The following is a 26850-nucleotide window of genomic DNA, read 5'->3' as shown; positions in this document are numbered from 1 at the left end:
GCCCTTGCCGTCCAGCGAGATCACGCCGCCGTTGACGCCCTGGGCGACCAGAGCATCAGCCACGGTCCGCGCGCGGCGGTTCGACAGGCCGATGTTGTAGTCCGCCGAGCCGGAGGTGTCGGCGTGACCGACGACCAGGATGCGCGTCGGACGACCCGACCTGGCGTAACTTGCAGCCTGGCTGACCACCGACGAGGCTTCGGCCGTCAGGTCCGAACGATCCCAGTCGAAATACACCACGAACTCACGCGCGGCCGGCACCTGCGGAGGCGGCGGCGGCGGGGGAGGCGGCGGCGGCGGCGGGGGCGGCGGAGGCGGCGGAGGCGGGGGCGGCGGGATGTAGACCGGCTCGTCCGCACCGAACGCATAGCGCAGGCCCAGCGTCAGGGTGTGGCTGTCGTCATAGCGGCCCTGGTAAGGACCGAGGGCCGTAGGAGCGGTCGAGGTGAAGGTCGCGAACTCGAAGTTCGACATCAGATAGCGATAGGTCAGGTCCAGGTGGGCCCGGTCGCTGATCGCGAAGGCGAGGCCGCCGATGAACTGCGCCGCCAGCTCGGTGGAGCTGTCGTCAGCGGCGAAGCCGACCGTGCGGTTGCCGCCCAGCGTGCCCAGAACCTCGGTGTTGACCCGGTTCACGCCGGCGCCCAGACCGATGAACGGACGCAGGGCTTGACCTTCCATGCCGAAATCATAGAGCACATTGACCATCAAGGTCGCGGCGCTCAGCTCGCCGTCTGGCGTATTGCACGGGCCAGCAGCCGGTCCGACGGCGCAGATGCCGGTCGGAATGCCCGGGTTCGGGTTGTTGATCGACGCGATGTCGTTCGAGCGGTAGCCGCCTTCAAGCTCGACGCGCCAGTTCTGGTCGAACCGGTAGCCGAGACGGGCGAACCCCGCCCAGTCGTCCTCAACTTCGAAATTGAAACGCCGGGCGCCTGTGGCCTGAGCCCTTGTCTCGATTTCGCCAATCTTGTGGTAGCCCGCATCAATCGCGCCGTACCAGCCATTCGGCTCGGCGTTGGCGACGCCGGCTGTAAACAGCCCGGCCATCGCAACGCCAGCGAGAAGTTTCACCTTCATCATATCCCTCATACTCAGTGGTTGCCCGAAGTCCCCGTCTGTACGGGGTGCTCGCAAGGCCGAACGGCAATGTACGGTCCCGGTTCCTCGTTCTGGTTAGGAATGTGGCGACTGTGGCGCCGTTTCAACACATTGAGCAGGGTTTCCCGAAGCCGGACGGCTGCTAGGAAGCTACTGGCGACAGGAGGAACAGTCGGATGATGATGCGATTTGATGGGCGTGTGGCGATCGTGACGGGGGCCGGCGGCGGCTTGGGGCGTGAACACGCCCTCGCCTTGGCCAAACGCGGCGCAAAGGTGGTCGTCAATGATCTGGGAGGCGCTCGCGATGGTTCGGGCGGATCAGCGACCGCGGCCGAGTCCGTTGTGGCCGAGATCGTGGCCGCGGGCGGCGAGGCCATCGCCAATGCCGCCTCGGTCACCGATTTCGCCGCAGTCGAAGCCATGGTCGGAGCGGCTATAGCGAAATGGGGCCAGGTCGACATTCTGGTGAACAATGCCGGCGTCCTGCGCGACAAGACCTTCGCCAAGATGGACCTGGACGATTTCCGCTTCGTCATGGACGTCCATCTGATGGGCGCCGTCCACTGCACTAAGGCCGTTTGGGACATCATGCGCGAGCGGAACTACGGCCGCATCGTTATGACCACCTCGTCCTCGGGACTGTATGGCAATTTCGGCCAGTCCAACTACGGCGCGGCCAAGATGGCGCTGGTCGGCCTGATGCAGACCCTGTCGATCGAGGGGGCCAAGAACGACATCCGCGTCAACTGCCTCGCCCCGACGGCCCACACCCGGATGACCGAAGACCTCGGCGCCCGCCTGCCGCTCGAGCTGCTCGGCCCTGACACGGTCTCACCCGGCCTGCTCCATCTGGTCAGCGAGGACGCGCCCAACCGCTGCATCCTGACCGCCGGCGCCGGCGGGTTCGAGCGCGCCTATGTGACCATCACCCAAGGCATCCGCGCGGTCGGCGACGACGCCCCGGAGCAGGTCGCCGCCCGCTTCGCCGAGATTTCGGACCGCACCGGCGAGATCGTGCCCGAGATGGGCGCCGCCCAAGGCATGATCGAACTGACAAAAGCCCAGCAAGCGCTCGGCTGACCTCTTGCCTTGACCCAACGGCATGGGCCTAGGGTCGCCGTCAACCCGCCCTCAAGCAGCGAGCCTCCGCGAGGCGAGCGATAGGGCAAACAAGCAAGGAAGCATCGCAGATGCGTGAAGCCGTCATCGTCTCCACCGCCCGCACTCCGATCGGCCGGGCCTATCGCGGCGCCTTCAACGACACCCAGGCCCAGCAGCTGGGCGGTCACGCCATCCGCCACGCCGTGGCCCGCTCGGGCGTCGACCCGGCCGAGATCGAGGACGTGGTCATGGGCGCGGCCCTGCAGCAGGGCTCGACCGGCACCAATGTAGCCCGGCAGTCGGCCCTGGCCGCCGGCCTTCCTGTCACCACCGCGGGCATGAGCCTGGACCGGCAGTGCGCCTCGGGCCTGATGGCTATCGCCACGGCGGCCAAACAGGTGACGCATGACGGCCAGGTCGTGGCCGTCGGCGGCGGGCTGGAATCGGTCTCGCTGGTGCAGAACCAGAACATGAATCTGTTCCGCCTGCGCGACCCCGACCTGCTCAAACTCCAGCCGCACATCTATATGTCGATGCTGGAGACCGCCGAGGTCGTGGCGGCCCGCTACGGGATCAGCCGCGATGCGCAGGACGAATACGCCATGCGCTCCCAGCAGCGCACCGCCGCCGCCCAGGCCGAGGGCCGTCTGGACGCCGAGATCGTCCCCATGACCACCACCATGCAGGTGATGGACAAGGCCACCGGCGTCGCGTCGTCGAAAGAGGTCACCCTGTCAAAGGACGAGGGCAACCGCGCCGACACAACGCTGGAAGGCCTGCAATCGCTGAAGCCGGTGTTCGGCGGCGGCGAGTTGATCGCCGAGGGCCGGTTCATCACCGCCGGCAACGCCTCCCAGTTGTCGGACGGAGCCTCGGCCTGCGTGATCATGGAGGCGAAGGAAGCCGAACGCCGCGGCCTGACCCCGCTCGGGGCGTACCGCGGCATGGCTGTGGCCGGCTGCGATCCCGACGAAATGGGCATCGGCCCGGTCTTCGCTGTGCCCCGCCTGCTCGAGCGCCACGGCCTGACCGTTGATGACATCGGCATCTGGGAACTGAACGAGGCCTTCGCCGTGCAGGTGCTCTACTGCCGCGACCGGCTGGGAATTCCGGATGATCGGCTCAACGTCTCGGGCGGCGCTATCTCCATCGGCCACCCCTACGGCATGTCGGGCGCCCGGATGACCGGCCATGTCCTCATCGAAGGCAAGCGGCGGGGGGCCAAATACGGCGTCGTCACCATGTGCATCGGCGGCGGCATGGGCGCCGCAGGGCTGTTCGAGATCTACTGATCAGGCCGCATGGGCGGAGGCGGGGGCGGCGTCGCCGTTCCCGTCCGCCGGCCGCTCGATGGCGCGCAGGGTGGCCACGAAGTCGTTGCGCCAGACGCTGACGTCGGTGTCGCGCACCACCTGCATCAGACACGCCCATTTCCGCTTCCGCTCCTCCAGCGGCATGGTCAGGGCGCGCTGGATGGCGTCGGACAGCTCCTCGCGGCTGAACGGATTGACCAGCAGGGCCTCGCCCATCTGCTCAGCCGCTCCGGCGAACCGGGACAGCACCAGAACGCCGGGATCGTCCGGGTTCTGGGCCGCGACATATTCCTTGGCCACCAGGTTCATACCGTCGCGCAGCGGCGTGACGAGCCCGACCCGCGCGGCGCGATAGATGCCGGCCAGCTGGTCGCGGCGATAGGTGCGGTTCAGATAGCGGATCGGCTGCCAGTCCATCTCGGCATAGGCCCCGTTGATGCGGCCTGCGAGCGCATCCAGCCGGCCGCGGATGTCCTGGTAGGAATCGACCTCGTCGCGGGAAATGGGCGTGACCTGCAACAGCAGGACCTCGGAGCGCCTGTCGGGGTTGGTCTCGAGGAATTGCTCATAGCCCAGCAGCCGCTCCTCCAGCCCCTTGGAATAGTCGAGCCGGTCGACGCCGACGATCAGCGACCGGAACGCCGCCGAGGCCGCCATCCGGTCATAGGTCCGCCGCCCTAGCGGAGAGTCTCGCGCCGCGATGAAACCCTCGACGTCGATTCCGATGGGAAAGACGCCGGTCTGAACGGCCTTGCCGAACGCCTCCAGCGCGTCGTTGGGCAGGAGTTTGCCGTTCACGCTCGGCTCCGACGCCACATAGTCGCGGAACAGGTCCAGCCATTCGCGGGTCTGGAATCCTATCAGGTCGTAGTCGAACATCGCCTCCACCAGCCGGCGGTGATGGGGCAGGGTCACGAGCAACTGCCGCACCGGCCAGGGCGTGTGCAGGAAGAAGCCGATGCGGTTCCTGGCTCCCAGCCGTCGCAAATCCCGGGCGAGCGGGATCATGTGATAGTCGTGAATCCAGATGACGTCTTCCGGCTGGATCAGGGGCGCGAGCACCTCGGCGAACCGGGCGTTCGTTCGCTCGTATCCCTCGCCGTAGGACCGCTCATAGGCGGTCAGGTCGACGCGGTGATGGAACAGCGGCCACAGGGTCTTGTTGGCGTAGCCGTTGTAATACTCATCGACATCCTGATGCTCAAGATCGACCAGGGCGACTGTGACGCCGTCGCGATCCTCAAACTGGGCCTCGCCGGTGAAATGTTCGACCGTCTCGCCGGACCAGCCGAACCACAGACCGTCGTATTTCCGCAGCGCCGCCGACAGCGCCATGGCCAGGCCGCCGGTAGAGCCCGCGGCGGGATCCCTGGGCGCGGACACCCGGTTGGAGACGACGATCAGGCGGCTCATCGTGCGTCCGTCCACGATCGGCTGAGCAGGACGGCGCAGTTGATGATGCCGACCAGCGAATAGGTCTGCGGATAGTTGCCCCACAGCTCCTTGTCGCCCAGCGACAGATCCTCGGACAGCAGGCCGGCGTGGGTCCGGCGGCTCAGCATCTCCTCGAAAATCTCGCGCGCCTCGGCGTCTCGGCCGTTCTGGTGCAGGGCCTCGATGAACCAGAAGGTGCAGAAATTAAATGCCGTCTCCGGCTCGCCGAAATCGTCCGGCTCGACATAACGGAACAGATAGGGGCCCTTCTTCAGATCCCGTTCGATAGCGTCGAAGGTCGCGACCTGACGCGGGTCGCGGGCGTCCAGGAAGCCGAGATCGGTCATTTGCAGCAGGGAGGCGTCCAGCTCGCGGTTGCCGAAGCTGGCGGCGAACCGGCCCTCGTCGGGCAGGAAGGCCTCGTGCTCGATCCGTTCGCGGATGATCGTCGCCCTGTCGTTCCAGAACGCGGCGCGTTCGCCCAGCCCCATGTGATCCGCCGCCTTGGCCAGCCGGTCGCAGGCGGCCCAGCACATCACTGACGAATAGGTGTGGACCCGGGCGATGGTGCGGAACTCCCACAGGCCGGCGTCGACCTGGTCGTGCATGGCGAAGGCGCGGTCGCCGACCTTTTCCAGGGCGTGGAAATCGTCGATCGTGCCGGGGCGCAGCAGCCGCTGATCGTAGAAGGCCTGCACCAGCGGCAGGACGATCTGTCCGTAGACGTCGTGTTGCAGATGCTCGCGCGCCTGATTGCCGATGCGGACCGGCTTCATGCCGCGATAGCCCTCCACAGTTTCGGTGATGCGCTCGTCGATGTCCTCTTCCAGACCGACACCGTAGACGGGCTGGACGTGGCCACCGGCGGAGGCGTCGACCAGATTGCGCAGGTAGCCGAGGTAGTTTTCCAGCAGATCGACGGCGCCCAGCCGGTTCAGCGCCCGCACGACATAGTAGGCGTCGCGGATCCAGCAGTAGCGATAGTCCCAGTTGCGGCCGCTCTCGGGGAACTCCGGGACCGAGGTGGTCATGGCGGCGACGATCGCGCCCGTCTCCTCATAGGCGCAGAGCTTCAGCGTGATCGCGGCGCGGATCACCGCTTCCTGGTAGTCCAGCGGCAGATAGAGGGTGCGGACCCAGTCCTGCCAATAGGCGACGGTGCGGTCCAGCACCGCCGAAACGCCGGGGCCGACGTCCTGATCGTAGCCCTCGTCCGGGCCGAAGAAGAAGGCCTTGGCTCCCTCCAGGCGGAACACCCGCTCGTTCAGGATGTGGGACACCGGACAGTCGGTCGTCAGCCGGAAGGTTACGTCCGTGCACAGATAACGGATGTGGTTCGAGCCGTGGGTACAGGCGGCCCGGCGCGCCCCCCAGGCTGCGGATGGGCGCAGGCGCACGCGGATGCGCGGCGCTCCGCTGAGGGGGCGGACGATCCGGCCGAACGCCAGCGGCCGGTAAGTGCGGCTGTGTTTCGGATGGCGCGGCGCGAAGTCGATAATCTCGACCGACGCGCCGTCCTCCGCCGTCAGGACGGTGCGGAGAACAGGCGTGTTGCGAACATAGGCCTGTTCGACCGACGCCTGCCCGTCCAGTTCGATGTCCCAGAAGCCATGCTCCGGATCGGAGCCGTCCATCAGGGCCGAAAACACCGGATCGCCGTCCACGCGCGGCGCACAGGCCCAGACGTAGCGGCCCTCGCGGTCGATCAGGGCGCTGATCGAACAGTTGCCGATGGGGGCGAGGTCGAGGTTCGGGGTCACGGACACTCCTCCAGGGCCTCTAGCCAAGCGAGGACGGCATCGACATCGGGCAGGCCGCAGGTCGCAGCGGTCCGGCGCGGTGCTCCGATCAGCACGCCAAAGCCGCCGAGGTCGGCGGCGGCGCGAAACCCGTCCTCATCGGTCAGGTCATCCCCCAGCATGACGGGAATGGCGCCGGCGAATGGCGGCTCCAGCATGAAGGCCTTGAGCGCGGTGCCCTTGTCCGTTCCGGGCGTCTTGAGCTCAACCACCAGATGGCCCGACTGCAGCGCCAAACCGGTCTCCGCGGCGAGGCTGCGGGCCAGGGCCTCGGCGGCGACGGCCTCGGTCGGCGCTCCGCGATAATGCAGGCCCGCCGACACCGCCTTGTCCTCGACGATCATTCCGGGGCGCTCTTGGGCGAAACGCTCGAAGGCGGCGACGGCTTCACGCACCGCCGGGGCCGCGGCGGCGTGATCCAGCGATCCATCCGCCCGTCTGCGCTCCAGACCGTGCACCCCCGAGGCAGAGGCGGAGGCGCTTTCCGCGATCCGGTCGATCTCCGCGATGGTGCGCCCGCTGAGGATCGCGACCCGCCCGTCCAGCCGGGCCGTCAGCTGGCGCAGCACCGCTGTCCGTCTCGCGTCTGGCACGACCGCGTCCGGCGTGGCCGCCAGCGGCGCGAGCACGCCGTCCATGTCGAGAAACAGGGCCGGACGCTGGAGCTGGACCGGCGGCGGCGGCAGATACGAGAGCGCATCGACCAGCGCAGGCGCGCCGTCGGTGTTCAGGTTTGAGGTCCGCATGGCTGAATCAACGCGGCCATGCGGCAAAGGTTGACCTGCGGGGCCAATTTTCTTGCATCGCAGCAATCACCCCCCGTCGCCCGACGGATTGTGAAACCGCGCCGGATGGGCCAATTCCGCAGCATGACCGACGCCGCCGCCCCTGCCCTGTCCGCCGATCCCGTCGCCATGACCGCCCGGGCGCGAGAGGTGATCCAGCTGAACATCGCCGCCCTGCAGGCGCTGGAATCCGGCCTCGACGACAGCATCGCCCGCGCCTGCGACGTGATCCTGTCGCGCCCCGGCTATCTGGTCGTCACCGGCATGGGCAAGTCGGGCCATATCGGCGGCAAGATCGCCGCCACCCTCGCTTCGACCGGGACCAACGCCTTTTTCGTCCATCCGGCCGAGATGAGTCACGGCGATCTCGGAATGCTGCGCAAGGACGCCACCCTGCTGGCGATCTCAAACTCGGGCGAGAGCCGCGAGCTCCGCGATCCGCTGATCTATTGCCAGCGCGAGGGCATTCCGGTGATCGGCCTGACCCAGAGACCGAACAGCTTCCTCGGCCGCTCCTCCGCGGTCTGCCTGACCATGCCCCAAGTGGCCGAGGCCTGCCCCAACGGTCTGGCGCCCACGACCTCGACCCTGATGACCTTGGCCCTCGGCGACGCTCTGGCCATGGTGCTGATGGACCGCCGTGGCTTCACCGCCGAGGCTTTCGGACTGCACCATCCGGGCGGCAAGTTGGGCATGAGCCTGCAAAGTGTGCGCGACTGGATGGGCGACCGCCCTCCCGCACCTGCGACCGTTTCCCTGACCGCCACCTTTAAAGAAGTGGTCTCGGCCATAACGGAGGGCCGCAAGGGCGCCGCGGCGGTGCTGAACGGCGACGGAACCCTGGCCGGGATCGTCACCGACGGCGACGTGCGCCGGGCCTTTTCGCGCGACCTCAACGGCCTGACCGCCGCTGACGTCATGAGCGCCCGACCCAAGGTCATCGACCCCGACGCCCGGATGAGCGACGCCGTCGACCTGATGACCCAGAACAAGATCGCCACCCTGCTGGTGGTCGAGGCCGAACGGCCGGTGGCCATCGTCCACATCGCCGAACTGATGCAGGCCGGCTACGTGGGTTAGTAGGCCCGTCGGCCGTCGATATTGCCCGGTGGCGAGTAGCGGCAGGCCAGAACGGACCGGTCGCCCTGCGAAGCGATGGCGCAGCCGACATGGGTGGTGCCGCGCCAGACCATCTGGGTGTAGTGACCCACGGCGGTCCAGTTTCCGGTCCGGCTGACGTTCGGGAAGTCGCCGCGCACATAGTCCCGCTTTTCGGCGGACCAGTCGGCGACCATTTCCTCGGGGGTCCAGACGCGACCGCCCCAGCCGGTCCACAGGTTCTCGCCGTGGCCATGGCCGCTGAGATCGTGCTCGAACCGGCCCGTGGCCAGCAGCTGCCGCGCCCAGGCTCCGGCTTCCGCCGCCAGGGCGTCGTCCCAGATCAGGGCCGGGGTCCCGACCCGCTCGCGTTCCACATTGTGCGCGACCAGCAGTCTGGCCTCCACGGCATTTGAGGGGCGCGAGTCCCGCGCCTGAGGGATCGGGACGATGGGCTGGGCCCCGCGAGGCGCGGGCTCGGCCATGGGTGCGCCGACCTGGAACGACCCGGCCGGCGGCGGATAGTCGGTGGCGCAGGCCGAGCCGGCGACGGCCAGGCCGCACAGGGCGGCGAGCAACAGGGAACGGCGCATGCGGTCTCCGGAGTCAGACACGGCCAACATAGCGCATCGCGGGCCGCGCCGTTCCCCCGATGCAGCCGTCAGCGCGCGTCAGCGCCCAGCGGCGTGTCCAGCAGCGCCTTTTCCGTGTCGTCGCCCTCAAGCGTCAGCGTCTCTGCGGGCTTTCCGGCCTGGAACTCCTCCATCGCCGTCACCTTGCGGGCGCGCATGGCGTCCGCCAGGGCGTCCATGTCGAGACCGGCGGCGCGGGCCTGGCTGAACATGCCCTCGGCTCGCATCTCCTCTTCCTCGACGTGGTGCTCGATCATCTCCGACAGCACCTTGACCTTGGCGTCGTAGAACTCCTCGTCGGGGCTGGCGGATTCGATCTCGTTGATCAACAGCTTGGCCGAGTCATGCTCGACATAGGCCTCGTTCAGCAGGTCTTCATCTATCTGGCCGCGGCAGGCCGGATAGAAGACCTCCTCCTCCAGCACCGTGTGGACCTTGAGCTCAAGACAGGCCTGGTGGGCCAGCGCCTGCTTCTTCGACGTCGAGGTCGCCTTCTCGAACGCCGCGAAGATGTCCTCCACCTTGCGGTGGTCGGCCTTCAGCATGGCGATGGCATCCATCTCTTCGTAAGTCCGGGCCATGGTTGTTTTCCCTTTGGAAGTGAGTGTGTCTGGCGGCTTAAAGGCGCCGATCAACGCGCCTGTTCCCAAGGCCAAGCTAGGTGAGAGTCGTTCTCGGAATTCGCGGCTCTCCGGCGTCCGATAATCGACACAGAGATGCCGGCGACGACGAAATACTTGACGTTGACGTAAACGTAGGGTTTGTGGCGAACAAGTTTCCAACCGCACTCTCGCCCTCAAGCCGCACGGCACTTCATTCCCGCGAAAGCGGGAACGCGCGCCGGGCATAGGGCCTCAGACAAGTGAGACCGACTCCCATGGCCGAAGCCTATATCTATGATGCGGTCCGCACGCCGCGCGGCAAGGGCAAGAAGGACGGGTCCCTGCACGAGATCACCGGCCTGAGCCTGGCGACCCAGGTGCTGGAGGCCCTGCGCGACCGCAACGAACTGGACACTTCCCGGGTCGACGACGTCATCCTCGGCTGCGTCACCCCGGTGGGCGAGCTGGGGGCCGACATCGCCCGCACCGCCGTCCTCTCGGCAGGCTGGGCCCAGACCGTGGCCGGCGTCCAGATCAACCGCTTTTGCGCGTCCGGCCTGGAAGCCGTGAACATGGCCGCGGCCAAGGTGAAGTCCGGCGAGGCCGATTTCGCCGTCGGCGGCGGCATCGAGGCCATGAGCCGGGTCCCGATGGGTTCGGACGGCGGCGCCTGGCCGGTCGATCCGTCTTCGGCCTTCCCGACCTATTTCGTGCCCCAGGGCGTCTCGGCCGACATGATCGCCACCAAATACGGCTTCAGCCGCGATGACGTCGACGCCTACTCCATGGAAAGCCACAAGCGCGCCGCCGCCGCCTGGGCCGACGGCCGGTTCTCGAAATCAGTCATCCCGGTGAAGAACCAGCTCGGCCTGGTTCAGCTGGATCGCGACGAGACCATCCGCCCCAACACCGACATGCAGTCGCTGGGCGCCCTGAACGCCTCCTTCGCCATGATGGGCGAGATGGCGTTCGACAGCGTCATCAACCAGCGCTACCCCGAGGTCGAGCGGGTCAATCACGTCCACACACCCGGAAACTCCTCGGGCATCGTCGATGGCTCGGCCGGGGTGCTGATCGGTACGCTTGAGGCCGGCAAGGCCCTCGGCCTCAAGCCCCGCGCCCGCATCGTCGGCGCCGCCTCGATCGGCTCGGAGCCCTCGATCATGCTGACCGGCCCGGAGTTCGTGACGAAGAAGCTGCTCGGCAAGCTGGGCATGACCACCGCCGACATCGACGTCTGGGAGCTGAACGAGGCCTTCGCCGCGGTGGTCCTGCGTTACATGCAGGCGCTCGACATTCCGCACGACAAGATGAACGTCAACGGCGGCGGCATCTCCATGGGCCATCCGCTGGGCGCCACCGGAGCCATGATCACCGGCATCGCCCTCGACGAGCTGGAGCGGTCCAACCGCTCGACCGCCCTGATCACCCTGTGCATCGGCGGCGGCATGGGCACCGCCACCGTCATCGAGCGGGTTTGAGGATTTTGACCATGGAAAACTTCAAGATCGACGTCGACGCCGACGGCATCGCCCTGATCACCTTCGACGTCCCCGGGCGGTCGATGAACACCCTGACCTCGGGCGTGATGGCCGAGATCCCGCAGGTGGTCGAGCGCATCAAGACCGACGACGCCATCAAGGGCGCGGTCCTGACCTCGGGCAAGGCGAGCGGCTTCTGCGCCGGCGCAGATCTGGGCGACATGGCCGGCGGCATGCTGGCCGGTGGTTCGCTGCAGGATGCCTATGATGCGGGCTGGAAGCTGAACGGCGCCCTGCGCGCGCTGGAGACCTGCGGCAAGCCGGTGGCCGCGGCCATCAATGGCCTGGCCCTCGGCGGTGGCCTCGAACTGACGCTGGCCTGCCACTATCGCGTGGTCGCCGACGACAACAAGATCCAGCTCGGCCTGCCCGAGATCAAGGTCGGGCTGTTCCCCGGCGGCGGCGGCACCCAACGCCTGACGCGCCTGATCGGCGTGCAGGCGGCGATGACGGCGATGAGCGCCGGCTCGTCCTGGCGTCCGAACGACGCCAAGGGCGCGGGTGTTGTCCACGAGGTCGTGGCCAAGGGCTCCGAGATCGACGCCGCGAAAGCGTGGATCAAGGGCGGCGGCAAGGCCGTCCAGCCGTGGGACGACAAGGCCTTCAAACAGCCCGGTGGCGGCCCCTACCACCCGGCCGGCATCCAGAATTTCCTCGTCGGCAACGCCATGCTGCGCAAACAGTCCTACGGCAACTATCCCGCCGTGCTGAACCTGATGAAGGCTGTCTATGAAGGCATTCAAGTTCCGATGGATGCGGCCCTGCGCATCGAGACCCGCTACTTCATCAAGACCCTGATGACGCCGCAGGCCCAGGCCATGATCCGCTCGCTGTTCCTCAGCAAGCAGGAGTTGGATAAGGGCGCCGTCCGCCCCGCCAACCAGCCGAAGTCCGATCCGAAGAAGGTCACCGTCATCGGCGCGGGCATGATGGGCGCGGGCATCGCTTATGTGCAGGCCCTGGCCGGGATCGAGACCATCCTGATCGACCGCACCCAAGAGGATGCCGACAAGGGCAAGGCCCATGTCGCCGACCTGCTGAAGAAGCGGCTGTCACGCGGCCAGATCGATCAGGCCAAATACGACGCCCTGCTGGGATCGGTCACCGCCACCACCGACTACGACCTGATCAAGGGCTCGGACCTCGTCATCGAGGCGGTGTTCGAGAACCGCGGAATCAAGGCCGACGTCACCAAGCGGGCCGAGGCCCAGCTGGCGCCCGGGGCCGTGTTCGGCTCCAACACCTCGACCCTGCCGATCACCGGTCTGGCCGAGGCCAGCGTGCGGCCTGAGGACTTCATCGGCATCCACTTCTTCTCGCCCGTCGACAAGATGATGCTGGTCGAGATCATCCTCGGCGAGAAGACCGGCGAGGCGGCCATCGCGAAGGCGCTCGACTACGTCATGAAGATCAAGAAGACCCCGATCGTCGTCAACGACGGTCGCGGCTTCTACACCTCGCGCTGCTTCGGCACCTATGTCGCCGAGGGCATGGCCATGCTGGAAGAGGGCTATGCCCCCGCCCTCATCGACAAAATCGGTCGCATGACCGGTATGCCGCGCGGGCCGCTGGAAATGCACGACGACGTGGCCTTGGACCTGTCGGTCAAGATCGCCAAACAGACTGCGCTCGACCTCGGCGACAAATACCAGCCCCTGCCCGGCTCCCACATCGTCCAGAAAATGGTCGAAGAGCTCGGCCGCTATGGCCGCAAGAACGGCATGGGCTTCTATGATTACGACCAGAAGCCCAAGAAGCTCTGGGCGGGCCTGGCCGAACTGGCCCCGGTGAAGATCAACGATTCCACGCCGGAACTGGTCGAGGATCAGAAGCAGCGTCTGCTTTATCGGCAGGCGGTCGAGGTCGCGCGTTGTTGGGAAGAGGGCGTCATCGACGATCCGCGCGAGGCCGATGTCGGCGCCATCCTGGCCTGGGGCTTCGCGCCATGGACCGGCGGCCCGATCACCCTGATCGACCAGACGGGGCTGAAGGCCTTCGTGGCCCAGGCCGACGACTACGCCGCCCGCTACGGCGACCGCTTCAAGGTTCCCCAACTGCTGCGTGACATGGCCGCGAAGGGCGAGACCTTCTACGGAAACTTCGCCGGGAAACAGAAGGCGGCGGCTTGAATTTTCCTTCTCCCCTTGCGGGAGAAGGTGGCCCGCGAAGCGGGTCGGCTAAGGGGTCTCGCGGGCCGATCCGTGCGGGTCTGTGCGACCCCTCACCGACCGCGCCAGAACAGCGGCTTCGCCGCCGTGCGCGATCTCCCTCTCCCGCAGGGGGAGGAGGGTCGCACCTACAGGTTCACCACCTCGAACCCATCCTCGACCGCCAGCCGTTCTGCCAGCACCGCACGGTGGCAACCCGAATGGTCGGCCTCGAAGCAAAGCAGCGCCGTCTTCCTCTCCGCCGCCAGCCCGCGCAGCAGCTGGAACGCCGCCTCCGAGGTCGGCTCGGCCATATGACCGGCGAAGATATCCCGCATCTCGGCGATCCGGCCCTTGCGCGCCGCGTCACGCCCGGCCTTTGGCGTCCCCAGTGGCCGCAGGTGGACATAGTCGATGCCCGCCTCATTGAGGCTGGTCCCCAGTATGGTCTTGGAAAAGCCCGCCCGCCGCGACGCCGCCACAGCCCGCACATCGGCCACGACCTCCACTCCGGCGGCCTTTAGCCGGTCGATTACCGCCGCCTGCGGCTCGCCCTCATAGCCGATGGTGAACAGCTTCATCCCGGTCCCATGCCCGGCACGGCGCCTGCGTCGATGGCCTCGTCGAGGCAGGCCTCTCGCTCGGCGCCGAATGCCTCGGGGTCAGCGGCCTTGCGGTCCGGCATGGCGGCGATCAGCGCGGTCCGCTGTTCGTCGCTCAGGGCCTCTGGCGCGCCATCTTCCGGCAGACGCGCGCTCCACCAGCTTCGGATGAACCAGCTGGGACCGGCCACCATGCCTGTCGCCTCGGCTTGTTCGACAATGAAGGCCTCGATATGGGCGGAACACAGCTCGGCCCGGACAAGCGGGGGCGCCGGGGCGTCGTGTCCGACAAGGGCGATGAGAAGGGCGAGGATCATGGGCGAACTCCTGAGACGCCGAACTTGACGCAGGTGGATGGATAGGGCGAGTCCGAACTCCGCCAGACTCAGGAACCGTCAGATGCCTCGCACCCTCGCCCTCGCCCTGCTGCTCGCCGGCGCCGCCTTCAGCGCCGAGGCCCAGGACCTCTTTATCTACGGCGGGCCGATCTACACGGGTGTGGACAGCGCCCCGACTGCCGAAGTGGTGGTCGTCGAGGGCGGGCGGATCACCTACGTCGGCCCATCCCACGCAGCCCCGGACTTCGAGTACATCCCTCATATCGACCTCAAGGGCGCCGCCCTCTTCCCCGGCTTCACCGACGGCCACGCCCACCTCGACGGCATCGGCTGGCGCGAGCTGACCCTCAATCTCGAGGGCTCGGCCTCGGTCGCCGACGCGATGGCCCGGCTGACGGCCTGGGCCGAGGCCCATCCGGACGGCCCCATCGTCGGGCGCGGCTGGATCGAGACCCGCTGGCCCGAAGCGCGCTTCCTGACCGCCGCCGACCTCGACACCGCCGCCCCGGGACGGGTGGTCCTGCTGAGCCGCGCCGACGGCCATGCGGTGGTCGCCTCCTCTGCGGCTCTCGCAGCCGCCAATGTGGACGCCTCGACCGTCGCTCCGTCCGGCGGCGAAATACTCAAAGGTCCCGACGGCCGGCCGACAGGCCTGTTGGTCGACGCCGCCGAACAGCTGGTCGCGGGCCTGATGCCCCAGGCCGATCCCGAGGCACTGCGTAACGCCTACCGTGCCGGCTTCCGTGTCGAGGCCGCCTATGGCTGGACTGGCGTGCATTTCATGAGCGCGCCGTGGCGGGACGTCCCCTTGCTCGAGGCCATGGCAGAGGCGGGCGAGGCGCCGCTGCGGATCTACAATAGCGTCACCCCCGATGGTGCGGCGGCGCTGATCGCCAGTGGACCGCGCAGCGTGGCGGACGGCAGGATCATTACCCGGGCGATCAAATACTATGCCGACGGCGCCCTCGGCTCGCGTGGCGCGGCGCTGTTCCAACCCTATGCCGACCGGCCGGAGACCACCGGCCTGATGCAGATCGCGGAGCAGGAAATAGTGCCCCTGTACCAGGCCGCGTTACGGGGCGGCATCCAGATCGCCACCCACGCCATCGGCGACCTCGGCAACGCTTCGGTGATCGAATGGTACCAGCAGGCGCTGGCCGGCATTCCACCCTCGGACCGGCCCAACGGGGAGGACGTGCGCTGGCGCATCGAGCACGCACAGGTCCTCCGGCCCGCCGACTATCACTGGTTCAGGGACCTGCCGATCATCGCCTCGATGCAACCCAGCCACGCCATCGGCGACCTGCATTTCGCCCCGGCCCGGTTGGGCGACGCCCGTCTGGACGGCGCCTATGCGTGGCGCAGCCTGTCGGACATGGGCGTGATCGTGGTCGGCGGCTCGGACGCCCCGGTCGAGCGCGGCGCGCCATTGATCGAATTCTACGCCGCCGTCGCCCGCGCCGATCTGGAGGGTTTCCAGGGTCCCGACTGGCGACCGGGCGAAGCCGTCGACCGGGCCACGGCCCTGAAGATGTTCACCCTCTGGCCGGCGTACGCCAGCTTCCGCGAAGCCGAACTGGGCACGATCGAGGTCGGCAAGCGCGCGGACTTCACCGCCTTCTCCGTCGATCTGATGACCGCGCCCGCCGCAGACATTCCCAAGGGGCACGCAACCCTGACGGTCGTGGACGGGGTGGTGGTCTATCGCGCCGACTGAAGCGGCAGGACGTCCGTCCCGCCTTGATGCGCCGCGCCGATCCGCCTATGGCTGCGTCGGCTCCGCGGGCGTGATGTAGTGGTAGCCTGAAAGCTTCCCAAGCTTTTCGTGCGGGTTCGATTCCCGCCGCCCGCTCCAGATTTCCGGCTATTCCCGGGTCACCCTGAGGCCGCGGTCCTCGAGGATTTCCTGGACGCTGTCGTCGCCGGCCAGGTGGGCGGCGCCCACGGCGATGAAGACCGTCCCCGAGCCTTCCAGCATGGTCTGGATCTGGTTGGCCCAATCGGTGTTCCGGCCAACCAGCAGGGCCTCGTAGAGGACCGGCGATTCCGACTTCATCTCATCGACGGCGATCTCCTCCAGAAGAGCGACGTCACCCGTGGCCCAGGCCCCGACCATCCGATCCAGTTCGACCGTAGCGTCCTCCCAGGCCTCCAGCATCGACCGCAGGAAGGACAGCTGGTCGGCCTCGGACATGCCGGCCAGAATGCTGATCTGCTTGTCGATGGTCTCCAGACCCTGGATGGACTTGCCGGCGGCTTCCGCCCGCGCCTTCAGGATCAGTTCGACGCCTGACTGGGGATCGTATCCGGCCCTGACCGAGGGCGCGACCGACAGGACGAGGGCGGCGAACCAGGGGCGGAAGACGTCGATCTGGCCGGCGGGCATGCCTGCGGAGGCGGCGAGGGCGTTCAGGGCCGTCATCTCCTCGGCGGTCAGCAGGCTGGACAGCGGCCGATCCGGCGAGATGCCGTGTTGCTGGATCAGGGGCACCAGGGCCGCCTGATCGTCGGGATTGGAGATTTCGAACCAGATCTGGTCGGCGCTGTCGAAGGCCGCGTCGACGCGGGCCGAGCCCCAGGCTGTGGTCGGGCGCAGGACGTGGACGGTGCCGAACAGATAGAGGGTCGAGTCGGCGTCGCGGATCACCCACAGCGCGGGGCCTGTCCCCTCCGCCTGGAGCACGGCGCGGGTGGCGGGGGGAGCGGGCGCGGGCGGGGCCTCGACGGCCTGGGCGAGAGCCTCGACGGGCTGGAAAGCCACGGCGCCCGCCAGGATGACGCCAAGTACGACCCCGAGGGCGGTGTGGGTCAGGCGGACGGCGCGCGTCTTCAAACGAGCGGCAAGGGTCATGGGGGCAATCCTTGGAAGATTCGAGAGCGATTTGGTGTCGGGGTCCGATGCGGAAGATCAGTCCTCGGTAAAGACGGATTCGATGGGCTGGCCGAAGACCCGGGCAATGCGAAAGGCCAGCGGCAGGGATGGATCGTAGCGACCGGTCTCCAGCGCATTGACGGTCTGGCGCGAGACGCCCAGCGCATGGGCGAGGTCGGCCTGACTCCAGTCGCGTTCGGCGCGCAACACCTTGAGGCGATTGTTCATGGGGTCAGTCCCGCATCCGGGTGATCCACCACCAAGCCCAGACCACGGTGTAACCGATGAGCATGAGCAGCATCATGCCGAAGGCGCCGGTGGCGGCGTAGGCGGCGGGGTCGGTGCGGCCGTCGAGCCAGGACGGGATATGGATGGCGCCGGCCTGCGGCAGGGAGGCCAGGCAGACGAGGACGCCGCCCACCGCCATGCCGCCCGAGCCGCCCCAGTACCAGGCGGCCTTGTGCGCCTCGCGCGCGGCCTCGTCGATGGAGCGCATCCAGGCGGCGCCCCCGACCATCGAGCCGATCATGATCAGGACGGCGAAGACGCCCATGATCCAGACCATCGCGCGAGCCTCGTCGAGGCTGCCCTCGGCGGAGAAATAGCCGACCACGGCGACCGCGACGAACACCAGGGCGGTCAGCACGGCCAGGCCCACGGCGGACCACAGGAAGACAGATTTCAGGCCCTTGGCCATGGCGGAACCTCCTCGCAGGAATGACAAGGTCGTTTTACATACACCCCACCAGGCCTGTCAAGCACCCTTGTCAGATAGACAAGATCGCCTTGCCTCAACCGCCCTCGGCGATGCGCAACGCGGGGGTTTCAGTCAGCTCGGGACGGCTGAGGCTGCGCGGCGCGGTCTCGACCGGGATGAGTTCGGGCAGGTCCTTGGCTTCATGATCGACCTGGAGATCCTCGAAGCGGCGGGCCGAGACCATGACCTGGCTCTCCAGCGAGCCGACGAACTGATTGTATTTACCCACGGCTGTCTCGAGCGCCCGCCCGACGGCCGCGGCGTGGCCGCCCATGACCGACAGCCGCTTGTAGAGTTCCTTGCCCAGTTTCGCGACGTCCTCGGCGTTCTTCGCCTGCTCCTCGGCGCGCCAGCCGTAGGCCACGGCCTTGCACAGGGCGAACAGGGTGGTCGGGGTGACGATGACGACGCGCGAGGCCATGGCTGTGGTCATCAGGTCCGGCTCGTGGTCGAGGGCGGCGGCGAGGAAGGCGTCGCCGGGCACGAACATGGCGACGAAGTCGGGGCTGGGTTTGAACTGGTCCTGGTAGGCCTTGGACGACAGCTGGCGGACGTGGGTTTTCATACTGGTCGCGGTGCGCAGGGAGGCGGCCTTCGCCTGGGCCTCCTCGTCGCCGTCGGCCGCGTCGCCGAAAGCCAGGGAGACCTTGGCGTCGATCACGAACATGCCGCCGCCGGGCAGACGAACGACGAAGTCGGGGCGCTGCTGGCGGCCGGCGTCGTCGGCGCTGGAGGACTGCTCCTCGAAATCGAACCGGCCGGCCATGCCGGCGGCCTCCAGCACATTGCGGCAGGTCTGCTCGCCCCAGCGGCCGCGCCGACCCGTGTTGCCTTTGAGCGCTTCGGTCAGGCGTCGCGCTTCCTCGCGGGTGGCGGTCGAGGCGGTCATCAGCAGGGCCAGCTGCTCCTTGAGCCCGCCCGTTTCCTCATTGCGGGTCTTCTCCAGCGCCGCGACATGCTCCTGAAAGAGTTTGAGCGTGTCGGCCACCGGCTTGAGCTGGGCCTCCATCCGCTGTTGCGACATCAGTTCGCGATTGCGGAAGGTCTCGTCGGTGCGCTTGAGCAGCTCCTCGGCGACGGTGCCGGCCGACTGGGCCGCCTGGGCGCGCAGGAGTTCGGTCGAGGTCGCGGCCTGGTCCTCGAACAGGCGCATCCGGGCCTCGGTCTCGGCATAGCGTTCGCGCAGTTCCCACGACCGGGTGTCGGCGGCGGAGGCGCGGCGGCGCTCCATCAGGGCCCAGGCGAGGGCGATGACGGCGACCGCCGAGGCGGCGAAAAAGGCGACGAGCGAGGCGTTCATGCTCCGTTCCTTATCGGGAGTCGCCGGACGCAGCGACCTGAAAAACACAGTGCGAAGCGTCCGAAGCGTCCACTCCGTCCACGGCGTCCGGATCGTGCGGGACGAAGGTGTGTCATCTCCCGACGCTGCACCATGCCCGCGTCAGAATCGGGCGCAGGGTCCCGGTGGGGCGGCTCCGGTGGGGCGGCTCAGGCGGGCCGGCGCTGGCGCATGGCCTGGATGATGGTGCCGTCGTCCAGCCAATCGAGTTCTCCGCCCACCGGCACGCCGCGGGCGAGAGAGGTGATCTCGACGCCCGTCCCCGCCAGCCGCTCAGCGATGTAGTGGGCGGTGGTCTGGCCGTCGACGGTGGCGGGCAGTGCCAGCACGACCTCCTTCGCCTCGCCGCCGCGCACGCGTCCGACCAGTTCGGCGACCCTGAGCGCGTCAGGGCCGACGCCGTCGAGCGCCGAGAGCAGGCCGCCCAGCACATGGTATTTGCCGCGGAAGGCGCCCGACCGCTCCATGGCCCACAGGGCCCCGGCCTCTTCGACCACGCAGATCAGGGCATTGTCGCGCGCGCCGTTCGAGCAGATCGAACAGGGGTCGCGGGTGTCGGGCGCGCCGCAGACGCTGCAGGAGGTGACCTTGGCCGCCGTCTCGGCCAGCGACGCGGCCAGCGGGACCAGCAGCTGTTCACGCTTCTTCAACAGGGCCAGGGCCGCGCGTCGGGCCGAGCGGGGGCCGAGGCCGGGCAGCTTGGCGAGAAGGCTGATCAGCCGTTCGATTTCGGGTCCCGCGGAGGCAGCCATGACCCGCGCATACCATGGGGGCTGAGCGGTTGCCTATCTCTCCGCCGGGCCCAACAGGGCCTTCCGCGCCCCTGCCCTGCGCAGTTCTGGTTCATCACAACGAGCACAACGGAAGGGCACAACGAACACAACGGGGGCCTGAACGGGACAAAGCCGAGTTCGACGCTCAGAAAGACTACGGATCGACGCTGAGCGTCGATCGGATCAAGGCGGCGAAGCCGCGATCAAGGACCGGTCGGCCGAGGCGCGGCGCCGAACGAATCCCTGCTCCCGTCGTGTCCGTCGTGCCCTTCCGTTGTGCTCGTTGTGATGAACCCTCCGGCCGCACGACCCGCGGAGTGCTCAGAACAGTTTCGGCATGCCGGGGATGTTCATCCCCGCCATCGGCCCTGCGGCCTCGCGCATCAGGGCGCCGTTGGCCTCGTCCAGCTTGCGTTTGGCGTCGGCGTGGGCGGCGACGATCAGGTCGGCGAGGATCTCGCCCTCGCCGGAGACCAGCAGGCTGTCGTCGATGGTCACGCCGGTGATCTCGCCGGCGCCCTTGAGGGCCACGGTGACGAGGCCGCCGCCGGAGGTGCCCGAGGCGGTGGTTTCGGCCATTTTGGCCTGGGCGTCCTGCAGCTTCTGCTGCATCGCCTGGGCCTGTTGCATGAGGGCGTGGAGGTCTGTCATCCCCTCAAGATAGGCGGTTCCGCCGCCCGGCGCCAAGGGCTCTGGCCGTCACCGCCGACCGCATCTGTAACAATATGTGTTCTTATATTCTCTCGTCGTCGATGCCCGCCCCTCCTAATTAGCATCTATTGCTGTTGCAAATGCCGACCTGGAGAGAAACCCATGCCCTACGATGCTCTTGTGACCCGCGACACGCCGCTATCGGATGACGCGCTGAACCAGCTGTTCACCGGCGCCCGCACGCGCAACGCCTGGACCGATCGCCCGGTGTCGGAGGACCTGCTGCGCCGCCTGTACGACCTGACCAAATTCGGGCCGACGGCGTTCAACGCCACCCCGGCGCGCTTCCTGTTCGTGACGTCGCCGGAGGCGAAGGCCCGGCTGGCGCCGCATATGGCCGAGCCCAATCGGGCCAAGACGCTACAGGCGCCGGTCAATGTCATCATCGGCCAGGACATCGACTTCCACGAGCATTTGCCGGTGCTGTTCCCTCACCTTCCCGGCGTGAAGGACTGGTTCGCCGATGAGGCCGGGCGGCGCGAGAGCGCGTTCCGCAACGCCTCGCTGCAGGGCGGCTATTTCCTGCTGGCGGCGCGGGCGTTGGGGCTGGACGTCGGGCCGATGTCGGGGTTCGACGCGGCGGGCGTGAAGGCGGAGTTCTTCGGCGGCACAGCCGTGGAGCCGAACTTCATCGTCAACCTCGGCTACGGGTCCGACGAGAACCTGTTCCCGCGGTCGCCGCGGCTGGGGTTCGAGGAAGCGGCGCGGATTCTGTAGCGGCTTGTCATCCCGGACACCGCGAAGAGGTGATCGGGGACGGCGTAAACCCCTGCCAGTCTTCCCGGAAATCGCGCCGCGATTGTCCGGGAACAGGGTAGCCGTCGAGCAAGGTCCTTCCTGTCTCCCGGATAGCGGCTGACGCCGCTTCCGGCAGTTTTGCGTTTGCGTGGTCAGGCGTCCCGGATCGCCGCTTTGCGGCGTCCGGGATGACAAGGTCCTGGCGAAACCGGTCGATCCGGGCGCTAATCCGTATCCAGATCCGTCTGGATCCATTCCGGCGAGTGGTGATGTCGATCGTCTGAAGGCGACCCGGCCCGAGGTTTTCGAACCGGTGCGGAACGCCCGCGGGCCAGAACACGACTTCGCCCTGGGCGGCGTCCAGCGTCATGTCGCCGACAAAGAAGCGGGCGCGGTCCTCGATGATGATGAAGGTCTCATCATAGGGATGGACGTTGGGACACGGACCCGCGCCGATCGTGTCCGTGCCATAGGTCAGCACGGTGTTTTGCCCGCCCAGCGTCAGACCGTCGACGGAGCCCCGCCACGGGCCGCCGGTCGCGGCATCAAAGAGCCTGGCTTTGGTCGCGGGGCGTCCATCGGGCCTGACGGTCGCCGGGTCAAAGTCTCTGCGGGCCATCCTGTAACTCCTCTTCAGGCGGCGCTGCGGCCAGCGGCCGTTCAGGTTCCCGTCCTCTCTCACCACTTGCCCATCGCCCGGCGATCGGCGTTACTGGGCCGGCCGAGGCGCCGCGACTCGAGGGCAAGCCGGCGGGGGAAAAAGCCGCTCATGTCGCTCGCCGAGTATATTTCCGTCTTCCTCGCCATCATCGTCGGCCTTGCGGTCACCGACCTTGCAATCAGCGTCCACAAGCTTTTGCGGGCACGCAAACGAGTGGATTGGGACTGGGTCAGCCTCGCGCTCGCTTTCGTGATGCTGATGGAGGTCGTGCTGTTCTGGTGGGGCTCGTTCCAATGGTACCGCACCGCCACGAATTTGAGTATCGGCGGGTTTCTGCCCGACCTCGCCCTGTTCCTGACGTTGTTCCTCGCCGTCGCCGCCGTGTTGCCCGACGAGGTGCCCGCCGACGGGCTTTCGCTCCGTCGCCACTACTTCGACACCGCGTCCCACTTCTGGACGCTTATGGTGCTGACGATGATCATCCTGGTGTTCGTGCTGGGGTCGCGCCATGCGCCCGGTGCCTCCCCTGTCGAGCTCTTGCTCAGCCAATGGCCGAATCTCGCCCTCGGCGCCGTCATGACGTTGCTGATCTTCGTGAAACGGCCATGGTTGCACATGGGGTTCGTCGCGCTGCTCGTCCCCTACACCCTATGGATCACCTTTCCTTTCCTCCTGCGGTGAGCCCAGGGGAGTCCCTCACTCTTCGTCCCCCGCCTCATCCGGGATGACCGGCAGCTCCACCACAGGCGCCAGCGTCTTGATCTCGCCGATGACCGCGCCGGGGAAGGCCTGCATCACCGCCATGACGAAGGGGTCGGCCTCGACCTCGGCCCGCTCCTCGGTGCGTTTTCGGCGGTCGGTCTCGATCATGGTCTCGCCGCCGCCCTGGCCGTTGGCGGCGATCAGCCAGGTGCGGCCGGTCCAGTCCTTGAGCCGCGAGGCCAACTTTCTGGCGAGGTCGATCGGCGCGCCGTCGAGGCTTTCATAGGTGATGGCGCCGGGCTTGAAGGCCACAGGACGGACGTAGCGCTGGACGTCCATCTGCAGGCCGACCTCGCGCTTCTCGCCGATCAGGGCGACCACGGCTTCGAAGGTCTGGGGGTCGGGCAGGCTGGGCGCAACGACCGGACGCGCCGCCAGCTGGGCCGAGAGGGCGCCGCCTCCACCACCGCCGGAGGGGCCGCGCGGGGCGCCGCCGGCGGGCATGGGCTCGCCGTCGCGCAGGGCCTTGAGCGCCTCTTCCGGTCCCGGCAGGTCGGCGGCGTAGGCGAGGCGGACGATGGCCATCTCGACCGCGTCGGCGGGGTTGGGGGCGCGACGGACCTCGTCGAGGGCGCGCAGCAGCATCTGCCAGACGCGGGCCAGGGTTCCGGCCGAGATGACAGCACCGAGCGCCGTCAGCTTCTGCGCCTGATCATTCGGCAGGCGCGTGGCCTGCGGCCCCAGCATCTTGGCCACCGAGGCGGCGTGGCAGTGCTCCAGCAGGTCGTTGGTGATCTGCACCGGATCGGCGCCGTAGCCGTAGAGGGTGCGGAACAGCTCCAGCGCCTCGGGCGTGCGCCCGGCCATGATCGATTCGAACAGGGCGATGGTCTGGCTGCGGTCGGCGAGGCCCAGCATGTCGCGCACCACCTCGGTCCTGACCGTCTCGCCGCGGTCGCCCTGCACCAGCGCCTGATCCAGCAGCGACAGGCCGTCGCGCACCGAGCCTTCGGCGGCGCGGGCGATCAGGGCCAGGGCGTCCTGCTCGATCTTCATCCCCTCGCGGTCGGCGATGCGGGCGAGGTGTTCGACGAGGATTTCCGGCTCGACGCGGCGCAGGTCGAAACGCTGGCAGCGGCTGAGGATGGTCACCGGGACCTTGCGGATCTCGGTGGTGGCGAAGATGAATTTGGCGTGGGGCGGCGGCTCTTCCAGTGTCTTCAGCAGGGCGTTGAAGGCCTGGTTCGACAGCATGTGAACTTCGTCGAGGACATAGACCTTGTAGCGCGCCTCGACCGGGGCGTAGCGGACGCTCTCGATGATGTCGCGGATGCCGTCGATGCCGGTGTGGGACGCGGCGTCCATCTCGACCACGTCCATATGCTGGCCAGCCATGATGGAGGCGTCGTGGCGGCCCTGATCGGTCAGGGCCAGCGACGGACGGTCGATGCTGTCGGTTTCGTTGTTGAGCGCGCGGGCCAGCAGGCGGGCGGTGGTTGTCTTGCCGACCCCACGCACGCCGGTGAGCATGAAGGCGTGGGCGATGCGGCCGGTGGCGAAGGCGTTGGTCAGGGTGCGGACCATGGCCTCCTGGCCGATCAGGTCCTCGAAGGTGTGCGGCCGGTATTTGCGGGCGAGGACGGTGTAGGCCGAGCCGTCGTCGGCATGAGCGGGCGGGCCGGCGTCGGGCTCGCCTTCGCCCTTGGTCGACTTGACGGGTTTGACGTTGGTCTTCACCGGTTTGACCGACGAATTGGTCACCTCGGCCTCGATCTCGCGCAGACCGGCGGGTTCGGGCGCGCCGAACATGTCGTCGGTGTCGGGATCGCGCTCGACGGCGTCGCCGTCGGGGGCGTCTTCTTCCCACGGAGGGCCCTCGAGACTCGGGTCGGCGTCGCTCATGTCACCGTCTTACAGCGAGAGGGCGGCGTCGCGCACCCCCTCGCCGCAAGCCGTCCCCGCTTTCGCGGGGGCTGACCGAGTGGATCAGTCGGTCAGGTCGCGAATCTGGCCGCCGTCAGCCCGGATGCGCGCGATCACCTGTTTGTGCAGCCAGATGTTCATCGAGGCGGTGTCGGAGGTGTCGCCGGTATAGCCGAGCTCATTGGCCAGTTCCTTGCGCTCGGCCAAGGTCGAATCCATCCCCGTCAGCTTCATCAGATCAACGATCGACGTGCGCCAGTTCAGCTTCTGGTCCCGCTGCTCGTTCATGAAGTCGAGGATGCCATCGACATCAACCGCAGCCGCGGCGGCAGGGGCGAAGGTCGTCGTGGTTGTGGTCGGCGCCGCCGTAGGGGCCGGGCCCGCGGTGGGGGTCGCGGTTTCGCGCCGCTTGAAAATCCTGCCGAGGATGTTGCCGAGAATGCTCATGTCCGCTCCTGAAGGGGTGAGCCTGCACAGCGGATGGCGACGGCGGCGGTTCCGCGATCCCGCGCTCAAGCAGCATGCGACCGCGTCACGCCCCTCAGGTCGAGTCCAAGGATGACGAAAGCGCATCCCGCGCTCAAGCAGTGAGCCGCCGCGTGGCGAGCGATAGCGCAACTAAAAAAGGAAGTGGAGACCGCGACCCGAAGGGGAATTCGTTGTGGCTGCTGCCTTCCGGCCCTGACCAGATTGGCGAAGCCTTCGCCCGCGATCTCCGAGGCCGATATGACGATTTCGGCTCGCGGATGCAAGTGTGGGCTTGCTAGACAGCCTCATGCCCCTTCCCGCGCTCAACACATTCGCCGGCAATCCGCTCGATCGGGCGGGGGACCGGCGGGACGATGCGGATTGGCTGGCCGAACAGGCCGCGAGCCCGGACGCGGTGGCCATGGTGCTGTGGGAGGGCCGGCCGCTGGTCGAGGAGGCCGGGGAGCCGCGGCTGGCCTGGCTGGCGCTGAGCCATGCGCGGGCGGTGGCGCCGGATCGCGAACTGTTCCTCGGCCTGTGGAAGGGGGCGCCGTGTTTCGCGGTCGAGGTCGAGGGCTCGGCCGATCCGGCGGCCGGGCCGCTGGCGGGGCTGGGGGCCTTTCACGAGATGCGCGAGGCGGCGGCGATCCTGCCCGGCCCGGACGCGGCGATGGCGGGGACGGCGAAGTCGCTGTTCGACTGGCGCCGGCGGCACGGCTTCTGCGCCGCCTGCGGGGTGGAGAGCCAGAACGCTTCCGGCGGCTGGAAACGGGTCTGCCCGGCCTGCGGGACCGAGCATTTCCCGCGCGTGGACCCGGTCACCATCATGCTGGCCGTCTACAAGGGCGGACCGGAGCCGAAATGCCTGCTGGGGCGCCAGGCGGCCTGGCCCGAGGGCCGGATGTCGGCGCTGGCGGGGTTTCTGGAGCCCGGCGAAACCATAGAGGCGGCCTGCGCCCGCGAGATCGAGGAGGAGGCGGGGTTGACGGTGACAGCGGTGCGCTATCACTCCAGCCAGCCATGGCCCTTCCCGTCACAGCTGATGATCGGCCTGATCTGCGAGGTCGATTCGGACGACGCCCGGCCCGACCAGACCGAGCTGGAGGCAGTGGCCTGGTTGACCCGGGACGAGGCCCGGGCCTGCCTTGAGGGGACGCATCCGACGATCAAGGCCCCGCTGCGGATCGCCATTGCCCGGACGCTGTTGCAGGCATGGGTGGATGGGTTCGAGGTGGAGGGATCAGGCGACAGGTAGCAGGCAACAGGAGTGGGCTAGGTCCAATCGACATTCAGGGATTCCCGGATCGCCGGATGCGTGATTCATAGGTCTCCGCTTTGGCGGAGGTCTGAGATGGGTGTGAAGCGATACGAACTGGACGAGGCGCAGTGGGCTCGTATCGAGCCGCTATTG

At 67.7% G+C, this 26850-nt stretch carries 26 protein-coding genes, 1 tRNA gene and 1 other RNA gene; 10 read left to right on the top strand and 18 right to left on the bottom strand.

Features of this window, described 5'->3' with window-relative positions:
* Positions 1 to 1080 (bottom strand): outer membrane beta-barrel protein (locus Q8K49_RS09655; protein ID WP_305305613.1); only part of this gene is annotated, 1080 nt, incomplete at its 3' end.
* A gap of 197 nt (positions 1081 to 1277) precedes the next feature.
* On the opposite strand from Q8K49_RS09655, the gene Q8K49_RS09650 reads away from it, so the two are divergent.
* On the top strand, positions 1278 to 2183 hold the full coding sequence (locus tag Q8K49_RS09650) for an SDR family NAD(P)-dependent oxidoreductase (RefSeq protein WP_305305611.1): 906 nt from the start codon (positions 1278 to 1280) through the stop codon (positions 2181 to 2183).
* 110 nt (positions 2184 to 2293) lie between these two features.
* The gene (locus Q8K49_RS09645; RefSeq protein ID WP_305305610.1) at positions 2294 to 3496 is read left to right on the top strand and encodes an acetyl-CoA C-acyltransferase; all 1203 of its coding nucleotides are present in this window, start codon (positions 2294 to 2296) and stop codon (positions 3494 to 3496) included.
* On the opposite strand, the gene Q8K49_RS09640 is transcribed toward Q8K49_RS09645, so the two are convergent.
* Genes Q8K49_RS09640 through otsB form a run of 3 tightly spaced genes read right to left on the bottom strand, consistent with a single transcriptional unit; the run spans position 3497 to position 7496 of the window.
* On the bottom strand, positions 3497 to 4930 hold the full coding sequence (locus Q8K49_RS09640) for a trehalose-6-phosphate synthase (RefSeq protein ID WP_305305609.1): 1434 nt from the start codon (positions 4928 to 4930) through the stop codon (positions 3497 to 3499).
* Positions 4927 to 6711 carry a glycoside hydrolase family 15 protein gene (locus Q8K49_RS09635; RefSeq protein ID WP_305305607.1) on the bottom strand — a complete coding sequence of 595 codons (1785 nt, stop codon included), beginning with the start codon at positions 6709 to 6711 and terminating at the stop codon, positions 4927 to 4929. Before Q8K49_RS09635 ends, Q8K49_RS09640 begins: the two co-directional genes overlap by 4 nt.
* On the bottom strand, positions 6708 to 7496 hold the full coding sequence (otsB, locus tag Q8K49_RS09630; protein WP_305305606.1) for a trehalose-phosphatase: 789 nt from the start codon (positions 7494 to 7496) through the stop codon (positions 6708 to 6710). Before otsB ends, Q8K49_RS09635 begins: the two co-directional genes overlap by 4 nt.
* 123 nt (positions 7497 to 7619) lie before the next feature.
* Here otsB and Q8K49_RS09625 point away from each other — a divergent pair, with 123 nt between their 5' ends.
* The gene (locus tag Q8K49_RS09625; protein WP_305305604.1) at positions 7620 to 8615 is read left to right on the top strand and encodes an SIS domain-containing protein; all 996 of its coding nucleotides are present in this window, start codon (positions 7620 to 7622) and stop codon (positions 8613 to 8615) included.
* Here Q8K49_RS09625 and Q8K49_RS09620 read toward each other — a convergent pair.
* Both Q8K49_RS09620 and Q8K49_RS09615 read right to left on the bottom strand, forming a co-directional pair.
* Positions 8612 to 9226, bottom strand: coding sequence for a CAP domain-containing protein (locus tag Q8K49_RS09620; RefSeq protein WP_305305603.1), 615 nt, complete (start codon positions 9224 to 9226; stop codon positions 8612 to 8614). The two genes, Q8K49_RS09625 and Q8K49_RS09620, sit on opposite strands and share 4 nt — an antisense overlap.
* 68 nt (positions 9227 to 9294) lie before the next feature.
* Positions 9295 to 9846 (bottom strand): hemerythrin domain-containing protein, encoded by a 552-nt coding sequence (locus tag Q8K49_RS09615; protein WP_305305601.1) that lies wholly within the window; start codon positions 9844 to 9846, stop codon positions 9295 to 9297.
* 296 nt (positions 9847 to 10142) lie between these two features.
* On the opposite strand from Q8K49_RS09615, the gene Q8K49_RS09610 reads away from it, so the two are divergent.
* Together Q8K49_RS09610 and Q8K49_RS09605 are read left to right on the top strand one after the other, a co-directional pair.
* Positions 10143 to 11348 carry an acetyl-CoA C-acetyltransferase gene (locus Q8K49_RS09610; RefSeq protein ID WP_305305599.1) on the top strand — a complete coding sequence of 402 codons (1206 nt, stop codon included), beginning with the start codon at positions 10143 to 10145 and terminating at the stop codon, positions 11346 to 11348.
* A gap of 11 nt (positions 11349 to 11359) precedes the next feature.
* On the top strand, positions 11360 to 13537 hold the full coding sequence (locus Q8K49_RS09605; RefSeq protein ID WP_305305597.1) for a 3-hydroxyacyl-CoA dehydrogenase NAD-binding domain-containing protein: 2178 nt from the start codon (positions 11360 to 11362) through the stop codon (positions 13535 to 13537).
* Between the two features lie 167 nt (positions 13538 to 13704).
* Here Q8K49_RS09605 and Q8K49_RS09600 read toward each other — a convergent pair whose 3' ends face one another.
* Both Q8K49_RS09600 and Q8K49_RS09595 read right to left on the bottom strand, forming a co-directional pair.
* Positions 13705 to 14136 carry a DUF488 family protein gene (locus Q8K49_RS09600; protein WP_305305595.1) on the bottom strand — a complete coding sequence of 144 codons (432 nt, stop codon included), beginning with the start codon at positions 14134 to 14136 and terminating at the stop codon, positions 13705 to 13707.
* Positions 14133 to 14474, bottom strand: a complete 342-nt coding sequence (locus tag Q8K49_RS09595) for a hypothetical protein (protein WP_305305594.1) — start codon at positions 14472 to 14474, stop codon at positions 14133 to 14135. The genes Q8K49_RS09600 and Q8K49_RS09595 overlap by 4 nt, the downstream gene beginning before the upstream one ends.
* Positions 14475 to 14556: 82 nt before the next feature.
* On the opposite strand from Q8K49_RS09595, the gene Q8K49_RS09590 reads away from it, so the two are divergent.
* Both Q8K49_RS09590 and Q8K49_RS09585 read left to right on the top strand, forming a co-directional pair.
* Positions 14557 to 16212, top strand: a complete 1656-nt coding sequence (locus Q8K49_RS09590; RefSeq protein WP_305305592.1) for an amidohydrolase — start codon at positions 14557 to 14559, stop codon at positions 16210 to 16212.
* Between the two features lie 64 nt (positions 16213 to 16276).
* Positions 16277 to 16350: transfer RNA gene (locus Q8K49_RS09585), tRNA-Gly, on the top strand.
* 9 nt (positions 16351 to 16359) lie between these two features.
* Here the strand turns inward: Q8K49_RS09585 and Q8K49_RS09580 are convergent.
* From Q8K49_RS09580 to Q8K49_RS09555, 6 genes are all read right to left on the bottom strand, one after another.
* Positions 16360 to 17346 (bottom strand): TraB/GumN family protein, encoded by a 987-nt coding sequence (locus tag Q8K49_RS09580; protein WP_305305590.1) that lies wholly within the window; start codon positions 17344 to 17346, stop codon positions 16360 to 16362.
* 57 nt (positions 17347 to 17403) lie between these two features.
* Positions 17404 to 17595, bottom strand: coding sequence for a helix-turn-helix transcriptional regulator (locus Q8K49_RS09575; protein ID WP_305305588.1), 192 nt, complete (start codon positions 17593 to 17595; stop codon positions 17404 to 17406).
* Between the two features lie 4 nt (positions 17596 to 17599).
* Complete coding sequence (locus Q8K49_RS09570) at positions 17600 to 18064, bottom strand: hypothetical protein (RefSeq protein ID WP_305305586.1); 465 nt, start codon at positions 18062 to 18064, stop codon at positions 17600 to 17602.
* A 94-nt stretch (positions 18065 to 18158) separates the two neighbouring features.
* Entirely contained in the window at positions 18159 to 19424 is a 1266-nt protein-coding gene (rmuC, locus tag Q8K49_RS09565) for a DNA recombination protein RmuC (RefSeq protein WP_305305585.1), read from the bottom strand.
* Between the two features lie 188 nt (positions 19425 to 19612).
* Positions 19613 to 20215: a recombination mediator RecR gene (recR, locus tag Q8K49_RS09560; protein WP_305305584.1), complete on the bottom strand. Its 603-nt coding sequence runs from the start codon at positions 20213 to 20215 to the stop codon at positions 19613 to 19615.
* Between the two features lie 342 nt (positions 20216 to 20557).
* On the bottom strand, positions 20558 to 20887 hold the full coding sequence (locus Q8K49_RS09555; protein ID WP_305305583.1) for a YbaB/EbfC family nucleoid-associated protein: 330 nt from the start codon (positions 20885 to 20887) through the stop codon (positions 20558 to 20560).
* Between the two features lie 162 nt (positions 20888 to 21049).
* Here Q8K49_RS09555 and Q8K49_RS09550 point away from each other — a divergent pair, with 162 nt between their 5' ends.
* On the top strand, positions 21050 to 21664 hold the full coding sequence (locus Q8K49_RS09550) for a malonic semialdehyde reductase (protein ID WP_305305581.1): 615 nt from the start codon (positions 21050 to 21052) through the stop codon (positions 21662 to 21664).
* 7 nt (positions 21665 to 21671) lie between these two features.
* On the opposite strand, the gene Q8K49_RS09545 is transcribed toward Q8K49_RS09550, so the two are convergent.
* On the bottom strand, positions 21672 to 22304 hold the full coding sequence (locus Q8K49_RS09545; RefSeq protein WP_305305580.1) for a cupin domain-containing protein: 633 nt from the start codon (positions 22302 to 22304) through the stop codon (positions 21672 to 21674).
* 150 nt (positions 22305 to 22454) lie between these two features.
* On the opposite strand from Q8K49_RS09545, the gene Q8K49_RS09540 reads away from it, so the two are divergent.
* Positions 22455 to 23027: a hypothetical protein gene (locus tag Q8K49_RS09540; RefSeq protein WP_305305579.1), complete on the top strand. Its 573-nt coding sequence runs from the start codon at positions 22455 to 22457 to the stop codon at positions 23025 to 23027.
* A 15-nt stretch (positions 23028 to 23042) separates the two neighbouring features.
* On the opposite strand, the gene Q8K49_RS09535 is transcribed toward Q8K49_RS09540, so the two are convergent.
* The 3 genes from Q8K49_RS09535 to ffs all read right to left on the bottom strand — a co-directional run bounded on the left by Q8K49_RS09535 (position 23043) and on the right by ffs (position 25691).
* Complete coding sequence (locus tag Q8K49_RS09535) at positions 23043 to 24950, bottom strand: DNA polymerase III subunit gamma/tau (RefSeq protein WP_305305578.1); 1908 nt, start codon at positions 24948 to 24950, stop codon at positions 23043 to 23045.
* A gap of 84 nt (positions 24951 to 25034) precedes the next feature.
* On the bottom strand, positions 25035 to 25418 hold the full coding sequence (locus Q8K49_RS09530) for a DUF3597 domain-containing protein (protein WP_305305576.1): 384 nt from the start codon (positions 25416 to 25418) through the stop codon (positions 25035 to 25037).
* Positions 25419 to 25597: 179 nt separating this feature from the next.
* Positions 25598 to 25691, bottom strand: an RNA gene (gene ffs, locus Q8K49_RS09525) — signal recognition particle sRNA small type.
* Between the two features lie 55 nt (positions 25692 to 25746).
* Here ffs and nudC point away from each other — a divergent pair.
* The gene (nudC, locus tag Q8K49_RS09520) at positions 25747 to 26694 is read left to right on the top strand and encodes an NAD(+) diphosphatase (RefSeq protein ID WP_305305574.1); all 948 of its coding nucleotides are present in this window, start codon (positions 25747 to 25749) and stop codon (positions 26692 to 26694) included.
* The last annotated feature ends 156 nt before the right edge of the window (positions 26695 to 26850 follow it).

Origin of the sequence: Brevundimonas sp., from assembly GCF_030682035.1 — a bacterium.
Taxonomy (GTDB): domain Bacteria; phylum Pseudomonadota; class Alphaproteobacteria; order Caulobacterales; family Caulobacteraceae; genus Brevundimonas.
The sequence above is the reverse complement of the archived record's forward strand: the minus strand, read 5'-3'. Positions and strand labels throughout refer to the sequence as shown.